Here is a 16,643-nt window from a genome sequence, read left to right on the forward strand (position 1 = left end):
CTTGCGATTCAGACTCTATCAGAGTCTTTCTCGCTTGCTTTCCAGGTCCTTCGCTTTCGCGCTTTCCCTTTCCGGCGGTTCCGACTCTATCAGATTCTTTTCCGTGCCGTTCCCGGCTTGGATTGGAATTCCGATGGCCTTCGGAGAGGCCTTTCCCTTTCGGGCGGATCAGACTTTATCAGGTTTCCCTGGCTGCTGATTGCCACCCGCTCGCACACGGCAACGGGCACACGTGTGTGCCCGGTTCCTTGCGAGGTGGAGACGTAAACGTACTGGAGCGGGGCCCCCGGACGCAAATCCGGTTGCCCCGCTCCAGTGAGGTCGCTACGTACGCGGACGCGTACGCCGAGGTCAGACCTCGACCACGACCGGGAGGATCATCGGGCGGCGGCGGTAGCTGTCCGACACCCACTTGCCCATGGTCCGGCGGATGAGCTGCTGGATCTGGTGCGGCTCCGCGACGCCGTCGGCGGCGGCGCGGGCGATCGCCTCTTCGATCTTCGCGCTGACCGGACCGAAGGCCGAGTCCTCGATGCCGGAGCCGCGCGCCTGGATGTTCGGGCCGCTCACGACCTTGCCGGTGGTGCTGTCGACCACGACGTAGACCGAGATGATGCCCTCGTCGCCCAGGATGCGGCGGTCCTTCAGGGAGGCCTCGGTGACGTCGCCGACCGAGAGGCCGTCGACGTACACGTAGCCGGCCTGGACCTTGCCGGAGATGCGGGCCTTGCCGTCGATCAGATCGACGACCACGCCGTCCTCGGCGATGACGATGCGGTCCTTCGGGACACCCGTCATCGCGCCGAGCTCGGCGTTGGCGCGCAGGTGGCGCCACTCGCCGTGGACCGGCATCAGGTTCCGCGGCTTGCAGATGTTGTAGAAGTACAGCAGCTCGCCGGCGGAGGCGTGGCCCGAGACGTGCACCTTGGCGTTGCCCTTGTGCACGACGTTGGCGCCCCAGCGGGTCAGGCCGTTGATCACGCGGTAGACCGCGTTCTCGTTGCCCGGGATCAGGGACGACGCCAGGATCACGGTGTCGCCGGGGACGATCCGGATCTGGTGGTCGCGGTTGGCCATGCGGGACAGGGCCGCCATCGGCTCGCCCTGGGAGCCCGTGCAGACGAGCACGACCTCGTCGTCCGGCAGGTCGTCGAGGGTCTTGACGTCGACGACCAGACCGGCCGGCACGCGCAGGTAGCCCAGGTCACGGGCGATGCCCATGTTGCGGACCATGGAGCGGCCCACGAAGGCGACCCGGCGCCCGTACTCGTGGGCGGCGTCCAGGATCTGCTGGATGCGGTGGACGTGGCTCGCGAAGGAGGCCACGATGATCCGCTTCTGCGCGCCCGCGAAGACGCCGCGGATCACGTTGGAGATGTCGCGCTCCGGCGGGACGAAGCCCGGGACCTCGGCGTTCGTCGAGTCCGAGAGGAGGAGGTCGATGCCCTCCTCGCTCAGACGCGCGAAGGCGTGCAGGTCGGTGAGGCGGTTGTCCATCGGGAGCTGGTCCATCTTGAAGTCGCCGGTGGCGACGACAAGACCCGCGTCGGTGCGGATGGCGACGGCCAGGGCGTCCGGGATGGAGTGGTTGACGGCGATGAACTCGCAGTCGAAGGGGCCCAGGTTCTCGCGCTCGCCCTCCTTCACCTCGAGGGTGTAGGGGCGGATGCGGTGCTCCTGAAGCTTGGCCTCGATGAGGGCCAGCGTCAGCTTGGAGCCGATCAGCGGGATGTCCGGCTTCTCCCGGAGGAGGTACGGGACGGCGCCGATGTGGTCTTCGTGGCCGTGGGTGAGGACGATGCCCTCGATGTCGTCGAGACGGTCCCGGATGGACGTGAAGTCCGGCAGGATCAGGTCGATGCCCGGCTGCTCCTCCTCGGGGAAGAGGACGCCGCAGTCGACGATCAGGAGACGGCCGTCGAACTCGAAGACGGTCATGTTGCGGCCGATCTCGCCGAGGCCGCCCAGGGGGGTGACCCGGAGGCCGCCCTTGGGCAGCTTCGGCGGTGGGCCGAGTTCGGGGTGCGGATGGCTCAAAAGGTTCTCCTTCACCACGCACGCCACGTACCTCCCAGGCACGTGGCGCGCATGTCATTCGTGCACTTGCTGTTGTCTGTTTCGGTCTTGCCTATTCAGTTGTGAAGTCCGTTGTCAGAGCTGTACCCCGCCCGCGGCAAGATCGATCTTGAGCTGGGCCGTCTCTTCGTCGGTCAGTCCGATGAGGGGCAGGCGCAGCGGGCCGGCGGGCAGGCCCTGGAGGGACAGGGCGGCCTTGGTGGTCATCACGCCCTGGGTGCGGAACATGCCCGTGAAGACCGGGAGCAGCTTCTGGTGGATCTCGGTGGCCTTCTGGACGTCGCCGCCGACGTGGGCCTCCACCATGGCGCGCAGCTCGGGGGTGACCACGTGGCTGACGACGGAGACGAAGCCGACCGCGCCGACCGACAGGAGGGGCAGGTTCAGCATGTCGTCGCCGGAGTACCAGGCCAGGCCGCTCTGGGCGATGGCCCAGCTGGCGCGGCCGAGGTCGCCCTTGGCGTCCTTGTTGGCCACGATGCGGGGGTGCTCGGCCAGCCGGACCAGGGTCTCCGTGTTGATCGGGACGCCGCTGCGGCCGGGGATGTCGTAGAGCATCACCGGGAGCTCGGTGGCATCGGCGATGGCCGTGAAGTGCTGGAAGAGGCCTTCCTGCGGCGGCTTGCTGTAGTAGGGCGTCACGGCGAGGAGGCCGTGGGCCCCGGTGCGCTCGGCCTGGCGGGCGAGCTCGAGGGTGTGGCGGGTGTCGTTGGTGCCGATGCCGGCGACGACGTGGGCGCGGTCGCCGACCGCTTCGAGTACGGCTCGTACGAGGTCGTTTTTCTCCGCGTCGGTGGTGGTGGGCGACTCACCGGTGGTGCCGTTGATGATCAGGCCGTCGTTGCCTGCGTCCACCAGGTGGACGGCGAGACGCTGCGCGCCGTCGAGGTCAAGTGCGCCATCAGCCGTGAACGGCGTGATCATGGCGGTGAGGACCCGCCCGAAGGGGGTCTGCGGAGTCGAGATCGGAGCCATGGGTAACACGCTACTCGCTGCCATGCTCGCGGTGTCCCCTCGGGGGACGTCAACAGGCGGTGCCGCCCGGTGGGGGCCGGGAGGGTGTTGGATCCCGGCACTGCCTGCTCGGGGGTTCAAGCAGTGCCGGGTCCGTTTGATCAGCCTAGATGAACTTTACGAAACGCCGCAATACGGACACTTGGGACTTGCTCCCGCACATGCGTACGCCACGCGTGTATCAGCCCTTACGGGGCAACGCGACCGTTGGCGTTGAAGGCCGCGTAGGTCAGCGGCATGAGCGCGGCCCAGTGCTGCTCCATCTTCTCGCCGACCATCTCGATCTCCCGCTGCGGGAACGACGGCACCCTGGCCAGCTCGTGCTGGGTGCGCAGGCCGAGGAAGTGCATCAGCGAGCGGGCGTTGCAGGTGGCGTACATCGAGGAGAACAGGCCGACCGGCAGGACCGAACGGGCGACCTCGCGGGCCACGCCGGCCGCGAGCATCTCCTGGTACGCCTCGTAGGCCTGGCGGTAGGAGTCCTCCATGACGCGGCCGGTGAGCTCCTGCTGCGCCTCGGTGCCCTCGACGAAGACGTACTTGCCCGGGCGGCCCTCCTGGACGAGCTTGCGCTCGGCGTCCGGGACGTAGAAGACCGGCTCCAGCTCCCTGTAGCGGCCGGATTCCTCGTTGTAGGACCAGCCCACGCGGTGCCGCATGAACTCCCTGAAGACGAAGATCGGGGCGCTGATGAAGAAGGTCATCGAGTTGTGCTCGAAGGGGCTGCCGTGGCGGTCGCGCATCAGGTAGTTGATGAGCCCCTTGGAGCGCTCCGGGTCCTTCTGGAGCTCTTCCAGGGACTGCTCGCCGGCCGTGGAGACTCGGGCGGCCCACAGCACGTCGCTGTCGGTGGCGGCGTGCTTCACCAGCTCCACCGTCACGTCACTGCGGAAGCTTGGTTTCAGGTCTGAGGCGGCGGTGTCGCTCACACGGGGTCCTTCCGAACGGGTCTTTCGAGGGGCGCGCCCACTCTACGGCGGATCGGCCGGGCCGCCCGACCGCCCGCCGGCGGGGGCGGTCGGGTGCCGACGGTCCGCCGCGAGCTGACGAGGCGCCATGAATTTTGCTTAATGTCCGGAAATCCGGCACCGATTGGGCCGTTCGTTCGTCTGTCCTGGAGAGAGCACACCATCCGTCAGACCCCGGGCCCCTGAGCCCCGACCGTGAGGAGAGTCGCCACCGTGTTTCGCCGGCGCGAACCCGTCCCCTTCGCCTTCGTCGCCGAGGCCGAGCGTTTCCGCAGCAACGTCACTCCGCCGCCGCGCGAGAGTCTGAGCGTCACCCAGATCACCGCCCGTAGTCTGGTCGGACTGACCGTGGTGGCGGGGCTCGTGGGCTCGCTGCTTTTCGGCATACCCGCACTGCAGCCGTACCAGGCGTCCGACAAGCCCACGGGGACGGCGCAGCAATCGGAGGTGTCCGGAGGGCGGTAGCCTCTCGGGCACAGCCCAACCGAACGTGCATGTGAGTGAGGTCCTGCCGTGCCCCTGCCCTTCCTGACGGCCGACGGCGTCTTCGACGCGGACGAGGACGAACCTCTCCCGCACGTGGATCCCGAGCGCTGGCGGCGCCCCTACCGGCCGGGCCCCTGGCGGGTGGCCGGTGCGGCGGTCCTGCTGCTGCTCTCCGCCTTCATGCTGCTCGCCACGGTGATCATCGCCTTCGCGGGCACGTGGGCGGGTGCGGGCATCGCCCTGGCCGCCTCGCTCGTCGTGGTCGGCTCGGCGCTGCGCATCCTGCGCACGGGTGTGTGGGTGAGCCCCGCCGGGCTGCGCCGGGTCGGGTTCTTCGGGACCCGTTCCCTCGCCTGGAGCGAGGTGGAGAAGGTCCGCACGGTCCAGCAGCCGGTGCGCTGGCTGGGACTGCCGAGGACCGTGCAGGGGCAGGCGCTGACGGTGGCCCGGCGCGGCGGCGCGGAGCTGCCGGTGCTGCTGACCGACCACAGCGCCGACTTCCTGGCGCGGGGCGAGGCCTTCGACCGGGCCGCCGGCCTGGTGGAGGCGTGGGCCGAGGAGTACCGGGCCGTTCCCGCCTGACGGCTCGGGACGGCACGAGGGCCCGTACGGGGATCTTCCTGTACGGGCCCTTCTCGTTCGTGCGCGTACGCGGTCAGGCGTGCGCCTGGTGCAGGGCGATGGCCCGCTGCATGGCCTTGCGGGCCCGCGGGGTGTCGCGGGCGTCGTGGTAGGCGACGGCGAGGCGGAACCAGGTGCGCCAGTCCCCCGGCGCGTCCTCGGTCTCCGCCTTGCGGCGCGCGAAGACCTCGTCGGCGGAGTCCCGCAGGATCCGGCCGTACTGGTCCCGTTCCAGTTCGTCGGCGGGCAGGCCGCCCTCGGCCTCCAGCTCGGCCGCGAGCTGGTTGGCCCGGGTGACGAAGCGGGTGTTCATCCAGAGGAACCAGACGCCGATGACGGGCAGGATCAGCACGGCCGCACCGAAGGTGACGGTCAGCCAGGTGCCCTGCTGGATCAGCAGCACGCCCCGGCTTCCGACCAGGACGAAGTAGACGACCAGGACGGCGGCCGTGACGAGGTAGGTGATCTTCGCGCGCATGGGGTTACTGCCTCATCAGCCGAGGTCGAGGAAGTTTTCCAGGCCGAAGGTGAGGCCCGGGGTCTGCGTCACGCGGCGGGCGCCGAGCAGGATGCCCGGCATGAAGCTGCTGTGGTGCAGGGAGTCGTGACGGATGGTCAGGGTCTCGCCCTCGCCGCCGAGGAGGACCTCCTGGTGGGCCAGCAGACCGCGCAGGCGGATGGCGTGCACCGGGACGCCGTCGACGTCGGCGCCGCGGGCTCCGTCGAGGGCCGTGGCGGTGGCGTCGGGCTGGGCGCCGAGGCCGGCCTCGGCGCGGGCGGCCGCGATGAGCTGGGCGGTACGGGTCGCGGTGCCGGAGGGGGCGTCGACCTTCTTCGGGTGGTGCAGCTCGACGACCTCGACGGACTCGAAGTAGCGCGCGGCCTGGGCGGCGAACTTCATGGTGAGGACGGCGCCGATCGAGAAGTTCGGGGCGATGAGCACCCCGGTCTCCGGGGAGGCCGAGAGCCAGGTGTTCAGCCGGGCGAGGCGGTCCTCGTTCCAGCCGGTGGTGCCGACCACGGCGTGGATACCGTGGCCGACGAGGAACTCCAGGTTCCCCATGACCGAGTCGGGGGTGGTCAGCTCGACGACGACCTGGGCTCCCGCCTCGGTCACCGTCTCCAGCTTGTCGCCCCGTCCGAGGGCCGCCACCAGCTCCATGTCCTCGGCGGCCTCGACCGCCTTGACCGCCTCGGAGCCGATGCGGCCCCGGGCGCCGAGGACTGCCACGCGCAGCTTGCTCATTGTTGCTTCCTTAGGGTCCGTGCGTACGTTCTAGGCGACCGCTTCGTCGAGGCGGGCGGCCTGCTTCTCCTTGAGGGGGCCGATCACCGCGAGCGAGGGCCGCTGGGCCAGTACATCCTGGGCGACCGCGCGGACGTCGTCCGGGGTCACCTCGGAGATGCGGGCCAGCATGTCGTCGACGGACATCTGGTCGCCCCAGCACAGCTCGCTCTTGCCGATGCGGTTCATGATCGCGCCGGTGTCCTCCAGGCCGAGGACGGTGGAGCCGGAGAGCTGGCCGACGGCGCGCCTGATCTCCTCGTCGGTGAGGCCTTCGGAGGCGACGGTGTCGAGCTCCTGGCGGCAGATCCGCAGCACGTCGTGGACCTGGCTGGGCCGGCAGCCTGCGTAGACGCCGAAGAGGCCGGTGTCGGCGAAGGCCGAGGTGTACGAGTACACGCTGTAGGCCAGGCCGCGCTTCTCGCGGACCTCCTGGAAGAGGCGGGAGGACATGCCGCCGCCCAGGGCGGTGTTCAGCACGCCGAGGGCCCAGCGGCGCTCGTCGGTGCGGGAGATGCCGGGCATCCCGAGGACCACGTGGGCCTGCTCGGTCTTGCGGTTGACCAGGTCGACGCGGCCGGCGGTGCGGATCCGCTTGGTGCCGGTACGCGGGCCGAGCGGGACGGCGTCGGTGTGCTTCAGGGCGCCGGCCTTCTCGAAGGCCGCGCGGACCTGGCGTACGACCTTGTTGTGGTCGACGTTGCCGGCGGCCGCCACGACCAGGCGGGTCGGGTCGTAGTGCTTCTTCCAGAAGCGGCGGATCCGGTCGGCGCCGAGGGCGTTGATGGTGTCGACCGTGCCGAGGACGGGGCGGCCGAGCGGCGAGTCCCCGTACATGGTCTGGGCGAACAGGTCGTGGACCATGTCGCCCGGGTCGTCCTCGGTCATCGCGATCTCTTCGAGGATGACCCCGCGCTCGGCGTCGACGTCCTCCTCGCGGATCAGCGAGCCGGTGAGCATGTCGCAGACCACGTCGATGGCGAGCGGCAGGTCGGTGTCGAGGACCCGGGCGTAGTAGCAGGTGTACTCCTTCGCCGTGAAGGCGTTCATCTCGCCGCCGACCGCGTCGATCGCGGAGGAGATGTCGAGGGCGCTGCGCTGGGCGGTGCCCTTGAAGAGGAGGTGTTCCAGGTAGTGGGTGGCGCCGTTCAGGGAAGGCGTCTCGTCGCGCGAGCCCACGTTGGCCCAGATGCCGAAGGTGGCGGAGCGGACGGAGGGCAGCGTCTCGGTGACGATGCGCAGCCCGCCGGGCAGGACCGTGCGCCGGACGGTGCCGATGCCGCTGCGGCCCTTGAGGAGGGTTTGGGTACGGGCGACGGCCCGCCCCTCCGAAGAGGGGCGGGCCGTCACACGGGAACTACGCGACGTCACTTGTCGGAGTCGTCCTTGTCGGCCTCGGCGGCGTCCTCGCCCTCGATCACGGGGACCAGGGAGAGCTTGCCGCGCTGGTCGATCTCGGCGATCTCGACCTGCACCTTGGTGCCGACCGCGAGCACGTCCTCGACGTTCTCCACGCGCTTGCCGCCGGCGAGCTTGCGGATCTGCGAGATGTGCAGCAGGCCGTCCTTGCCGGGCATGAGGGAGACAAAGGCACCGAAGGTGGTGGTCTTGACGACCGTACCCAGGTAGCGCTCGCCGACCTCCGGCATGGTCGGGTTGGCGATCGCGTTGATCGTGGAGCGGGCGGCCTCGGCGGCCGGGCCGTCGGCTGCACCGATGTAGATGGTGCCGTCGTCCTCGATCGTGATCTCGGCGCCGGTGTCCTCCTGGATCTGGTTGATCATCTTGCCCTTGGGGCCGATGACCTCGCCGATCTTGTCCACGGGGATCTTGACGGTGATGATCCGCGGGGCGTTGGGGGACATCTCGTCCGGCGTGTCGATCGCTTCCATCATCACGTCGAGGATGTGGAGGCGGGCGTCGCGGGCCTGGGTCAGGGCCGCGGCCAGGACGGAGGCCGGGATGCCGTCCAGCTTGGTGTCGAGCTGGAGGGCGGTGACGAACTCCTTGGTGCCGGCGACCTTGAAGTCCATGTCGCCGAAGGCGTCCTCCGCACCGAGGATGTCGGTGAGGGCGACGTAGTGCGTCTTGCCGTCGATCTCCTGGGAGATCAGGCCCATGGCGATGCCGGCGACGGGGGCCTTGAGCGGCACACCGGCGTTCAGCAGCGACATGGTGGAGGCGCAGACCGAGCCCATGGACGTCGAACCGTTGGAGCCGAGGGCCTCGGACACCTGGCGGATCGCGTAGGGGAACTCCTCGCGGGTCGGCAGGACCGGCACGATCGCGCGCTCGGCGAGCGCGCCGTGGCCGATCTCGCGGCGCTTCGGGGAGCCGACGCGGCCGGTCTCGCCGACGGAGTACGGCGGGAAGTTGTAGTTGTGCATGTAGCGCTTGCGGGTCACCGGGGAGAGGGTGTCCAGCTGCTGCTCCATGCGGAGCATGTTGAGGGTGGTGACGCCCAGGATCTGGGTCTCGCCACGCTCGAACAGCGCCGAGCCGTGCACGCGCGGGATGGCCTCGACCTCGGCGGCGAGGGTACGGATGTCCGTGAGCCCGCGGCCGTCGATGCGGACCTTGTCCTTGATGACGCGCTCGCGCACCAGGGCCTTGGTCAGGCTGCGGTAGGCGGCGGAGATCTCCTTCTCGCGGCCTTCGAAGGCCGGGAGGAGCTTCTCGGCGGCGATCTCCTTGACGCGGTCCAGCTCGGCCTCGCGGTCCTGCTTGCCCGCGATGGTCAGCGCCTGGGAGAGCTCGCCCTTGACGGCGGCCGCGAGGGCCTCGTACACGTCGTCCTGGTAGTCCAGGAAGACCGGGAACTCGCCCTCGGGCTTGGCGGCCTTGGCGGCCAGGTCGGCCTGGGCCTTGCACAGGACCTTGATGAAGGGCTTCGAGGCCTCCAGGCCGGCGGCCACGATCTCCTCGGTCGGCGCCTCGGCGCCGCCCTTGACCAGGGCGATGGTCTGCTCGGTGGCCTCGGCCTCGACCATCATGATCGCGACGTCGCCGTCCTCCAGGACGCGGCCCGCGACGACCATGTCGAAGACGGCGTCCTCGAGCTCGGTGTGCGTCGGGAAGGCCACCCACTGGCCGCGGATCAGCGCGACACGGACGCCGCCGATCGGGCCGGAGAAGGGCAGGCCGGCGAGCTGTGTGGACGCGGACGCGGCGTTGATCGCGATGACGTCGTACAGGTGGTCCGGGTTGAGCGCCATGACGGTGGCGACGACCTGGATCTCGTTGCGCAGGCCCTTCTTGAAGGACGGGCGCAGCGGGCGGTCGATCAGGCGGCAGGTGAGGATCGCGTCCTCGGAGGGGCGGCCCTCGCGGCGGAAGAAGGAGCCGGGGATCTTGCCGGCCGCGTACTGGCGCTCCTCGACGTCCACCGTCAGGGGGAAGAAGTCGAGCTGGTCCTTGGGCTTCTTCGACGCGGTGGTCGCGGAGAGCACCATCGTGTCGTCGTCCAGGTAGGCAACGGCGGAGCCGGCGGCCTGGCGGGCGAGGCGGCCCGTCTCGAAGCGGATGGTGCGGGTGCCGAAGGAGCCGTTGTCGATGACGGCCTCGGCGTAGTGGGTCTCGTTCTCCACTAGCGTTTTCTCCATTTTCGTCGTCTCCGTCCGCCACCCGTGTGGTGGTGGACGGTGGCGGAGAAGCGCTCCTGGCGTGCGGGCCGGTCTTCGATCGAAGCATCCGGGTCTCGACCCCTCCGACGGGGCTTCCGGGTGCCACTACCGAGGACCGGCGGCGTAGGGAGGGCGCTCCTCCTCTTCAGTTGTGCACTGTGTCCCAGACTACAAAGCGTCCGGTACGTCGCGCACGTACAGCAAAGGGAGCGGCCCCATCGGTGTGGGAACCGCTCCCTTCACAGTGTGCTTACTTGGCGCCGGCCGCACCGCGGCGGATGCCGAGGCGCTCGACCAGCGTACGGAAGCGCTGGATGTCCTTCTTGGCCAGGTACTGCAGCAGGCGGCGGCGCTGGCCGACCAGGATCAGCAGACCACGACGGGAGTGGTGGTCGTGCTTGTGGGTCTTGAGGTGCTCGGTCAGGTCCGAGATGCGGCGGGACAGCATCGCGACCTGGACCTCGGGAGAGCCGGTGTCGCCCTCCTTGGCACCGAATTCGGCGATGATCTGCTTCTTCGTAGCGGCGTCGAGCGGCACGCTTACTCCTCGTTGGTCTTCGTGGCCACCGAGTGCCCCAGGTCGAATTCTCTGGGGAACTTCCGTAACTCGGGAGGCGGGGTCCGCTGGGCGCTGTCTCCAGAGGCTTCCGGGGACGCGTACACAAACGGCCGTCACACAGCGTACCAGGCTGCCGGGTCGCGCCGTCTCAGCTGGTGAGAGAGCGGGCACGGCCGTAGACGTCGAGCACGGCCAGGGCCAGCGGGACCAGGCTGAGCAGGACCGCGGCCTCGGTGAGGTCGAGCAGCCTTCCCCAGAAGGGTGACAGGCCGGTACGGGGGATGACAAGCGCAATTCCCACGAGGAGGGCGGCGCCGGCGGCGACGGCGGCCGACAGCCACGCGGTGCGGTCGAACGCCTGATCGACCGGGGTGTGCAGGGCCACGCCCAGGATCAGGAGTCCCACGGCGGCCAGCCCCGCGGCCAGGGCGCAGACCACCTGGGCGGTGTAGCGGAAGAGGCGGGCGCGCAGCAGCATCGCCAGCCCGGCCGCCAGGGCCAGCAGCCTGGCCCAGCCGCCGCCGGAGGAGCCGAGGACGGCGGCGGCCCCGACGGTGACGGCGGCGCACCCCCCGACGAGGCCGAGGAGCGTCTCGTGCCCCCGCCGGGCCCGGGCGGCGAGGGCCGCGGCGTCGAGCGGCGCGGGCTCCCGGCCGGGGGCGCCGCCGTCGGCGTACGGCTCGGCGTCGTGGTGGTCCGGGGTCCCGTACGCCGGGGCGGCGCTCTGCGGGGCCGCGTACCCGATGGGCAGCCCGGCGGTGCGGGCGGACAGGGCGGGCAGGAAGGCGACGAGCCCGATGGCGGCGGGGGCGCACACCGCCGCGGCGGCCGTGGCGGAGGCGTCGGCGGCGATGGCGCCGAACCCGGCCAGGGTCCCGGTGGCCGCGAGGAAGGCGGCGGCCGCGAAGGGGGCGCCTCCGTCCGGGGTGAGCGCGACCAGCGCCACGGAGGCGACCAGCACGCAGGCGCAGCCGAGCAGGAACTGCAGGCGCCCGGGCCCCTGGCCGGCGCCTGCGGCGACGGTGCCGGAGCCGGCGATCATCAGGTGCGGCAGCGCCGCGAGGCCGAGGGCGGCGGCGGAGCCCCGGTCGCGGTAGACGCGGGCGCGCACCCCGGCGGCGGCGGTGAGGAGCAGGCCCACGGCCCCGGCGACGATCCCGGGCGGGCCGTGCATGTCGTGGCGGACCGGGTCGGCGTACCAGAGGACGACGGCGAGCAGGACGAGCAGGACGGCGGCACCGGCCAGTCCCGCTCCGCGCAGCATGTCCTCGCTCCAGCGGTGCCGGTCGCGGGCGACGGCGGAGGCGACGGCGTCGGAGACGTCGTCGAAGACGGCCGGGGGCAGGGATTCGGCGAAGGGGCGCAGGCCGAGCACCTCGCCGTCGAGGACCTGCTGGGCGGCGAGGGTGCGGGCGCCGTCGAGGACGGTGCCGGAGCGGCGGACCAGGTGGAATCCGGTGGGGGCGCCGACGGGCTGGGTCTGGCCGGTGAGGCGCAGCAGTTCGGGGCACAGGTCGGCGACGGCGATGTCCTCGGGGAGGGCGACGTCGATGCGGCTGTCGGGGGCCACGACGGTGACCCTGCGGAATCCGGTGGCCTCGGCCGTACTCACCTGTGTGCCCCCTTGGTCGGTGCCGTGCCGTGCTGCCGTGCCGTGCCGGCCGAACCGGCGGCGGCCGGTGCGCGGCCGTGTTCGCGGCCCTGTTCGCGGCCCTGTTCGCGGCCGGAGTGCGGCCGGGTGCGCGGCCGGGTGCGCGCCCGCGTACGGCACGGAAGCGCTCGTTCCGGGCGGAACCCTACCGGGCTGCCGGGGGCCCGCCGGCCAGTACGATCGCCGTCGCGCCGGGCGCCGGAGTGCCCCCGGGCGCGCGGTAGTCGGGGGACGAACGGCTGTGGCGTCCCCACCGCCTTCGAGGGAAGGGTGCTCCCGTGAGCCGGATCGTCGTCAAGCGTCCGCCCCGGTCGCTGCCGCCCGAAGTCCCTTCGGGTGAACTCCGGCTGCAGGCTCCGCCCGAACTCCCCCGGGGGCAGCAGGAGGGCCTGCTGATGCAACTCCTGCCGATGCTGGGCATGGGCTCCTCGGTCGTCTTCTTCTTCGTGCCGACCGCGACGGCGTTCATGCGGGTCATGGGCGCGCTGATGCTGGCGTCGACGGCGGGCCTGGTCATCGCCCAGCTGGTGCGCCACCGGCGCGGTACCCAGGGGCACATGGCCGACCTGCGGCGGGACTACCTCGGGTACCTCGCGCGGACCCGCCGTCAGGTGCGCCGCACCGCGCGGGCGCAGCGCGACGCGCAGCTGTACCTGCACCCGGCGCCCGACCAGCTGTGGTCGGTCGTGGCGGAGGGCTCGCGGCTGTGGGAACGGCGCCCCGGGGACGCGGACTTCGGGCAGGCCCGGCTGGGGCTGGGCGCGCAGCGGCTCGCGACCGCGCTGGTGGCTCCGGACACCGCTCCGGTGGACGGGCTGGAGCCGCTGACGGCGGGCGCGATGCAGCGCTTCCTGAAGGTGCACTCCTCGCTGGACGGGCTGCCGGTGGCGGTGTCGGTCCGGGCGTTCTACCACGTGACGGTGTCCGGGGAGGCGGAGTCGGCGCGCGGTACGGCGCGGGCGGTGGTGGCGCAGCTGGCGACGCTGCACTCCCCGGAGGACCTGGTGGTGGCGGTGGTGGCGGCGCCGGGCGCGGTGCCCGCGTGGGACTGGGTGAAGTGGCTGCCGCACGCCCAGGTGCCCGGGCAGGTCGACGGGGCCGGGACGAAGCGGCTGTTCGGCGACGACCTGGGGGAGATCGAGGGGCTGCTCGGGTCACGGCTGGAGGGGCGGCCGCGGTTCGGCCGCGAGGCGTCCCCGGTGCCGGACCAGCCCCACCTGGTGGTGGTCCTGGACGGCGGGCTGGTGCCGCCGGACTCGGTGTTCGCGGCGGCCGAGGGGCTGCAGGGCGTGACCGTCGTCGAGGTGGTCCCGGGCGAGCTGGACGAGCGCCGGGGCGGGCTGTCGGTCGTGGTGCGGCCGGGCCTGCTGCGGCTGGAGTCGGGCGCGGGCGTCGCGTACGAGGGCGTCCCGGACACGTTGTCGCTGCCGGCGGCGGAGGCGCTGGCCCGGCAGCTGGCGCCGCTGCGCACGGGCGGCGGGGACGACGACGAGCCGCTGCTGGCGAACCTGGACTTCACCGACCTGCTGAACCTGGGCGACGCGGCCTCGGTCGACGTGTCCCGCACCTGGCGGCCGCGGTCGGCCGGGGAGCGGCTGCGGGTGCCGATCGGGGTGGGTGAGGGCGGCGCGCCGGTGATGCTGGACCTGAAGGAGGCCGCCGAGGAGGGCATGGGCCCGCACGGTCTGTGCGTGGGCGCGACCGGTTCGGGCAAGTCGGAGCTGCTGCGCACGCTGGTGCTGGGGCTGGCCGTCACGCACACCTCGGAGACGCTGAACTTCGTCCTCGCGGACTTCAAGGGCGGTGCGACCTTCACCGGTATGGGCCGGCTGCCGCACGTCGCGGCGGTGATCACCAATCTGGCGGACGACCTGACGCTGGTCGACCGGATGGGCGACTCGATCCGCGGGGAGCTCCAGCGCCGGCAGGAGCTGCTGCGCTCGGCGGGCGGCTACGCGAACGTCCACGACTACGAGAAGGCGCGCGCGGCGGGTGCCCCGCTGGAGCCGCTGGCCTCGCTGGTCCTGGTCATCGACGAGTTCTCGGAGCTGCTGACCGCGAAGCCGGACTTCATCGACATGTTCGTCCAGATCGGCCGGATCGGCCGGTCGCTGGGCGTGCACCTGCTGCTGGCGTCGCAGCGGCTGGAGGAGGGCAAGCTGCGCGGCCTGGACACGTACCTCTCGTACCGGATCGGTCTGCGGACCTTCTCGGCGGCGGAGTCGCGGACGGCGATCGGGGTGCCGGACGCCTACCACCTGCCGTCGGTGCCCGGTTCGGGCTACCTGAAGTCCGGTACGGAGGAGATGACGCGCTTCAAGGCCGCGTACGTCTCGGGCCCCTGCCGGGCGGGCGGGCCGGAGCCGTCGGCGGGGCCGCCGCCGGTGGAGCGGCGGCCGGTGCTGTTCACGGCGGCCCCGGTGCCGGCGGTGTACGCGGCCCCGGACCCGGCACGGGCGGCGCAGGGCCCCGGGCGGCCGGACGACGCGCCGGCGGACACGGTGCTCGGCGTGATCGTGGGGCGGCTGGAGGGGCAGGGGCCGCCGGCGCACCGGGTGTGGCTGCCGCCGCTGGACCGGGCGCCGTCCCTGGACCGGCTGCTGCCGGCGCCGGCGCCTTCTGCGGAGCGCGCTCCGCACGCGCCGGGGTACACGCGGCCGGGCGGGCTGGTGGTGCCGCTCGGGCTGGTCGACAAGCCCTTCGAGCAGCGGCGCGAGGTGCTCTGCCGGGACTTCTCGGGGGCCGCGGGCCACATGCTGGTGGTCGGCGGTCCGCAGTCGGGCAAGTCGACGCTGATGCGGACGCTGATCTGCTCGTTCGCGCTCACGCACACCCCGCGCGAGGTGCAGTTCTACGGGCTGGACTTCGGGGGCGGCGGGATGTCGGCGGTGGCGGGGCTGCCGCACGTGGGCGGGATCGCCTCCCGGCTGGACCCCGAGCGGGTGCGGCGCACGGTCGCGGAGGTTGCGGGGATCCTGGCCCGCCGCGAGGAGCTCTTCCGGTCGGACGGCATCGACTCGGCCGGCACCTACCGGCGCAGGCGGGCGGCGGGCGAGCTGCCCGGCGAGGCGTGGGGCGACGTGTTCCTGGTCGTCGACGGCTGGGGCGGTTTCCGCGGCGAGTACGAGGGGCTGGAGCCGGTGGTCACCGACATCGCGGCGCGCGGCCTGGGCTACGGCGTCCACGTGGTGGTGACGGCGTCCCGGTACATGGAGGTGCGGGCGGCGCTGAAGGACCAGCTGCTGGGGCGGCTGGAGCTGCGGCTCGGCGACGTCATGGACTCCGAGTTCGACCGGCGGGTCGCGGCGAACGTGCCCGCGGGGATGCCGGGGCGCGGGCAGGTGCCGGAGAAGCTGCACTTCCTGGGCGCGCTGCCGCGGACCGACGGCTCGCACGGGACGGAGGACCTGGCCCGGGGCACGGAGGAGCTCGTGGCCGCGGTCCGGGCGGGCTGGGCGGGCCCCTCCGCTCCCGGGGTGCGGCTGCTGCCGCGGCTCCTGCACGCGGACCGGCTGCCCGCGGGCGGGGAGTTCCCGGAGCGCGGGATCGCCCTCGGAATCGACGAGACGGCACTGGAGCCGGTGTTCGTCGACTTCGAGAGCGACCCCTTCTTCCTCGTGTTCGGCGAGAGCGAATCGGGCAAGACGAACCTGCTGCGCCTCATCGCGCGGCAGATCTCCCGGCGCTACCGCCCGGACCGGGCCAAGCTGGTCGTCGGCGACTACCGGCGCGGGCTGCTGGGGGCGCTGCCGGAGGAGCACCTGCTGGAGTACGCGCCGATGGCCGGCTCCCTCCAGACGCACATGGACGCGCTGGCCGGGGTGTTCGCGCGCAGGCAGCCGCCGCCGGACGTCACCCCGCGGCAGCTGCGGGACCGCAGCTGGTGGACGGGCCCGGACGTGTTCGTCGTGATCGACGACTACGACCTGGTGGCCACCGGCCAGGGCAACCCGCTGGCGCAGCTGGTGGAGTTCCTGCCCTTCGCCCGGGACGCCGGGGTCCGCTTCGTGATCGCGCGCAGCTCGGCGGGGGCCTCGCGGGCGATGTACGAGCCCTTCCTCCAGCGGATCAAGGAGCTGGGCGCGCAGGGCGTCGTCCTGTCGGGCGACCCCTCCGAGGGCGACCTGCTCGGCGGTGTCCGCTCCCGCCCGATGCCGCCGGGGCGGGGCCTCTTCGTCTCGCGGCGGCGGGGCGCCTCGCTGGTGCAGCTGGGCCGGATGCCGCAGCCGTAGGCCGTCCCGGCGGGTGGGCGGGCCGGCGGGGGTGTCCGGGCCGGCGGGGTCCGGGCCGTCAGGGTGTCCGGGCCGTCGGGGGAAACGGCTCCCCCGAAGGCCGGGTTCCCCCGATAATCGGCAGCGAA

12 protein-coding genes are annotated in these 16,643 nt (G+C 71.8%); 3 read left to right on the forward strand and 9 right to left on the reverse strand.

Going from position 1 to position 16,643, the window contains the following annotated elements; translation table 11 throughout:
- Positions 1–351: 351 nt before the first annotated feature.
- The 3 genes from AC069X_RS27020 to thyX all read right to left on the reverse strand — a co-directional run bounded on the left by AC069X_RS27020 (position 352) and on the right by thyX (position 4,019).
- Positions 352–2,037: a ribonuclease J gene (locus AC069X_RS27020; protein ID WP_478732313.1), complete on the reverse strand. Its 1,686-nt coding sequence runs from the start codon at positions 2,035–2,037 to the stop codon at positions 352–354.
- A gap of 114 nt (positions 2,038–2,151) precedes the next feature.
- A complete protein-coding gene (gene dapA / locus AC069X_RS27025) occupies positions 2,152–3,051 on the reverse strand; it encodes a 4-hydroxy-tetrahydrodipicolinate synthase (RefSeq protein ID WP_478732315.1) in 900 nt (299 codons plus the stop codon).
- 227 nt (positions 3,052–3,278) lie between these two features.
- Positions 3,279–4,019 (reverse strand): FAD-dependent thymidylate synthase, encoded by a 741-nt coding sequence (thyX, locus tag AC069X_RS27030; protein WP_478732317.1) that lies wholly within the window; start codon positions 4,017–4,019, stop codon positions 3,279–3,281.
- Positions 4,020–4,271: 252 nt separating this feature from the next.
- Between thyX and AC069X_RS27035 the strand changes: the two genes are divergently transcribed.
- Together AC069X_RS27035 and AC069X_RS27040 are read left to right on the forward strand one after the other, a co-directional pair.
- Positions 4,272–4,523 carry a hypothetical protein gene (locus AC069X_RS27035; protein WP_478732319.1) on the forward strand — a complete coding sequence of 84 codons (252 nt, stop codon included), beginning with the start codon at positions 4,272–4,274 and terminating at the stop codon, positions 4,521–4,523.
- A gap of 48 nt (positions 4,524–4,571) precedes the next feature.
- Entirely contained in the window at positions 4,572–5,126 is a 555-nt protein-coding gene (locus tag AC069X_RS27040) for a PH domain-containing protein (RefSeq protein WP_478732321.1), read from the forward strand.
- Positions 5,127–5,199: 73 nt separating this feature from the next.
- Here the strand turns inward: AC069X_RS27040 and AC069X_RS27045 are convergent, their stop codons facing one another.
- The 6 genes from AC069X_RS27045 to eccD all read right to left on the reverse strand — a co-directional run bounded on the left by AC069X_RS27045 (position 5,200) and on the right by eccD (position 12,244).
- Positions 5,200–5,643 carry a hypothetical protein gene (locus AC069X_RS27045; protein ID WP_478732323.1) on the reverse strand — a complete coding sequence of 148 codons (444 nt, stop codon included), beginning with the start codon at positions 5,641–5,643 and terminating at the stop codon, positions 5,200–5,202.
- A gap of 15 nt (positions 5,644–5,658) precedes the next feature.
- A complete protein-coding gene (gene dapB / locus AC069X_RS27050) occupies positions 5,659–6,411 on the reverse strand; it encodes a 4-hydroxy-tetrahydrodipicolinate reductase (protein WP_478732325.1) in 753 nt (250 codons plus the stop codon).
- Positions 6,412–6,441: 30 nt separating this feature from the next.
- The gene (locus tag AC069X_RS27055; RefSeq protein ID WP_478732327.1) at positions 6,442–7,821 is read right to left on the reverse strand and encodes a M16 family metallopeptidase; all 1,380 of its coding nucleotides are present in this window, start codon (positions 7,819–7,821) and stop codon (positions 6,442–6,444) included.
- The gene (locus tag AC069X_RS27060; protein WP_478732574.1) at positions 7,818–10,037 is read right to left on the reverse strand and encodes a polyribonucleotide nucleotidyltransferase; all 2,220 of its coding nucleotides are present in this window, start codon (positions 10,035–10,037) and stop codon (positions 7,818–7,820) included. Before AC069X_RS27060 ends, AC069X_RS27055 begins: the two co-directional genes overlap by 4 nt.
- A 286-nt stretch (positions 10,038–10,323) precedes the next feature.
- On the reverse strand, positions 10,324–10,611 hold the full coding sequence (gene rpsO, locus AC069X_RS27065) for a 30S ribosomal protein S15 (RefSeq protein ID WP_007266917.1): 288 nt from the start codon (positions 10,609–10,611) through the stop codon (positions 10,324–10,326).
- Between the two features lie 169 nt (positions 10,612–10,780).
- Positions 10,781–12,244 (reverse strand): type VII secretion integral membrane protein EccD, encoded by a 1,464-nt coding sequence (eccD, locus tag AC069X_RS27070; protein ID WP_478732330.1) that lies wholly within the window; start codon positions 12,242–12,244, stop codon positions 10,781–10,783.
- 317 nt (positions 12,245–12,561) lie between these two features.
- Here eccD and eccCa point away from each other — a divergent pair, with 317 nt between their 5' ends.
- Positions 12,562–16,515: a type VII secretion protein EccCa gene (gene eccCa / locus AC069X_RS27075; RefSeq protein WP_478732332.1), complete on the forward strand. Its 3,954-nt coding sequence runs from the start codon at positions 12,562–12,564 to the stop codon at positions 16,513–16,515.
- Positions 16,516–16,643 lie beyond the last annotated feature (128 nt).

The sequence above is a fragment of the Streptomyces sp. NPDC043896 genome (genome assembly GCF_056435605.1).

Excerpts from the sequence above, each read along its gene's own strand:
- dapB (WP_478732325.1), bottom strand. The coding sequence starts at position 6,411 with ATGAGCAAGCTGCGCGTGGCAGTCCTCGGCGCCCGGGGCCGCATCGGC.
- dapA (WP_478732315.1), bottom strand. The coding sequence starts at position 3,051 with ATGGCTCCGATCTCGACTCCGCAGACCCCCTTCGGGCGGGTCCTCACC.
- AC069X_RS27045 (WP_478732323.1), bottom strand. The coding sequence starts at position 5,643 with ATGCGCGCGAAGATCACCTACCTCGTCACGGCCGCCGTCCTGGTCGTC.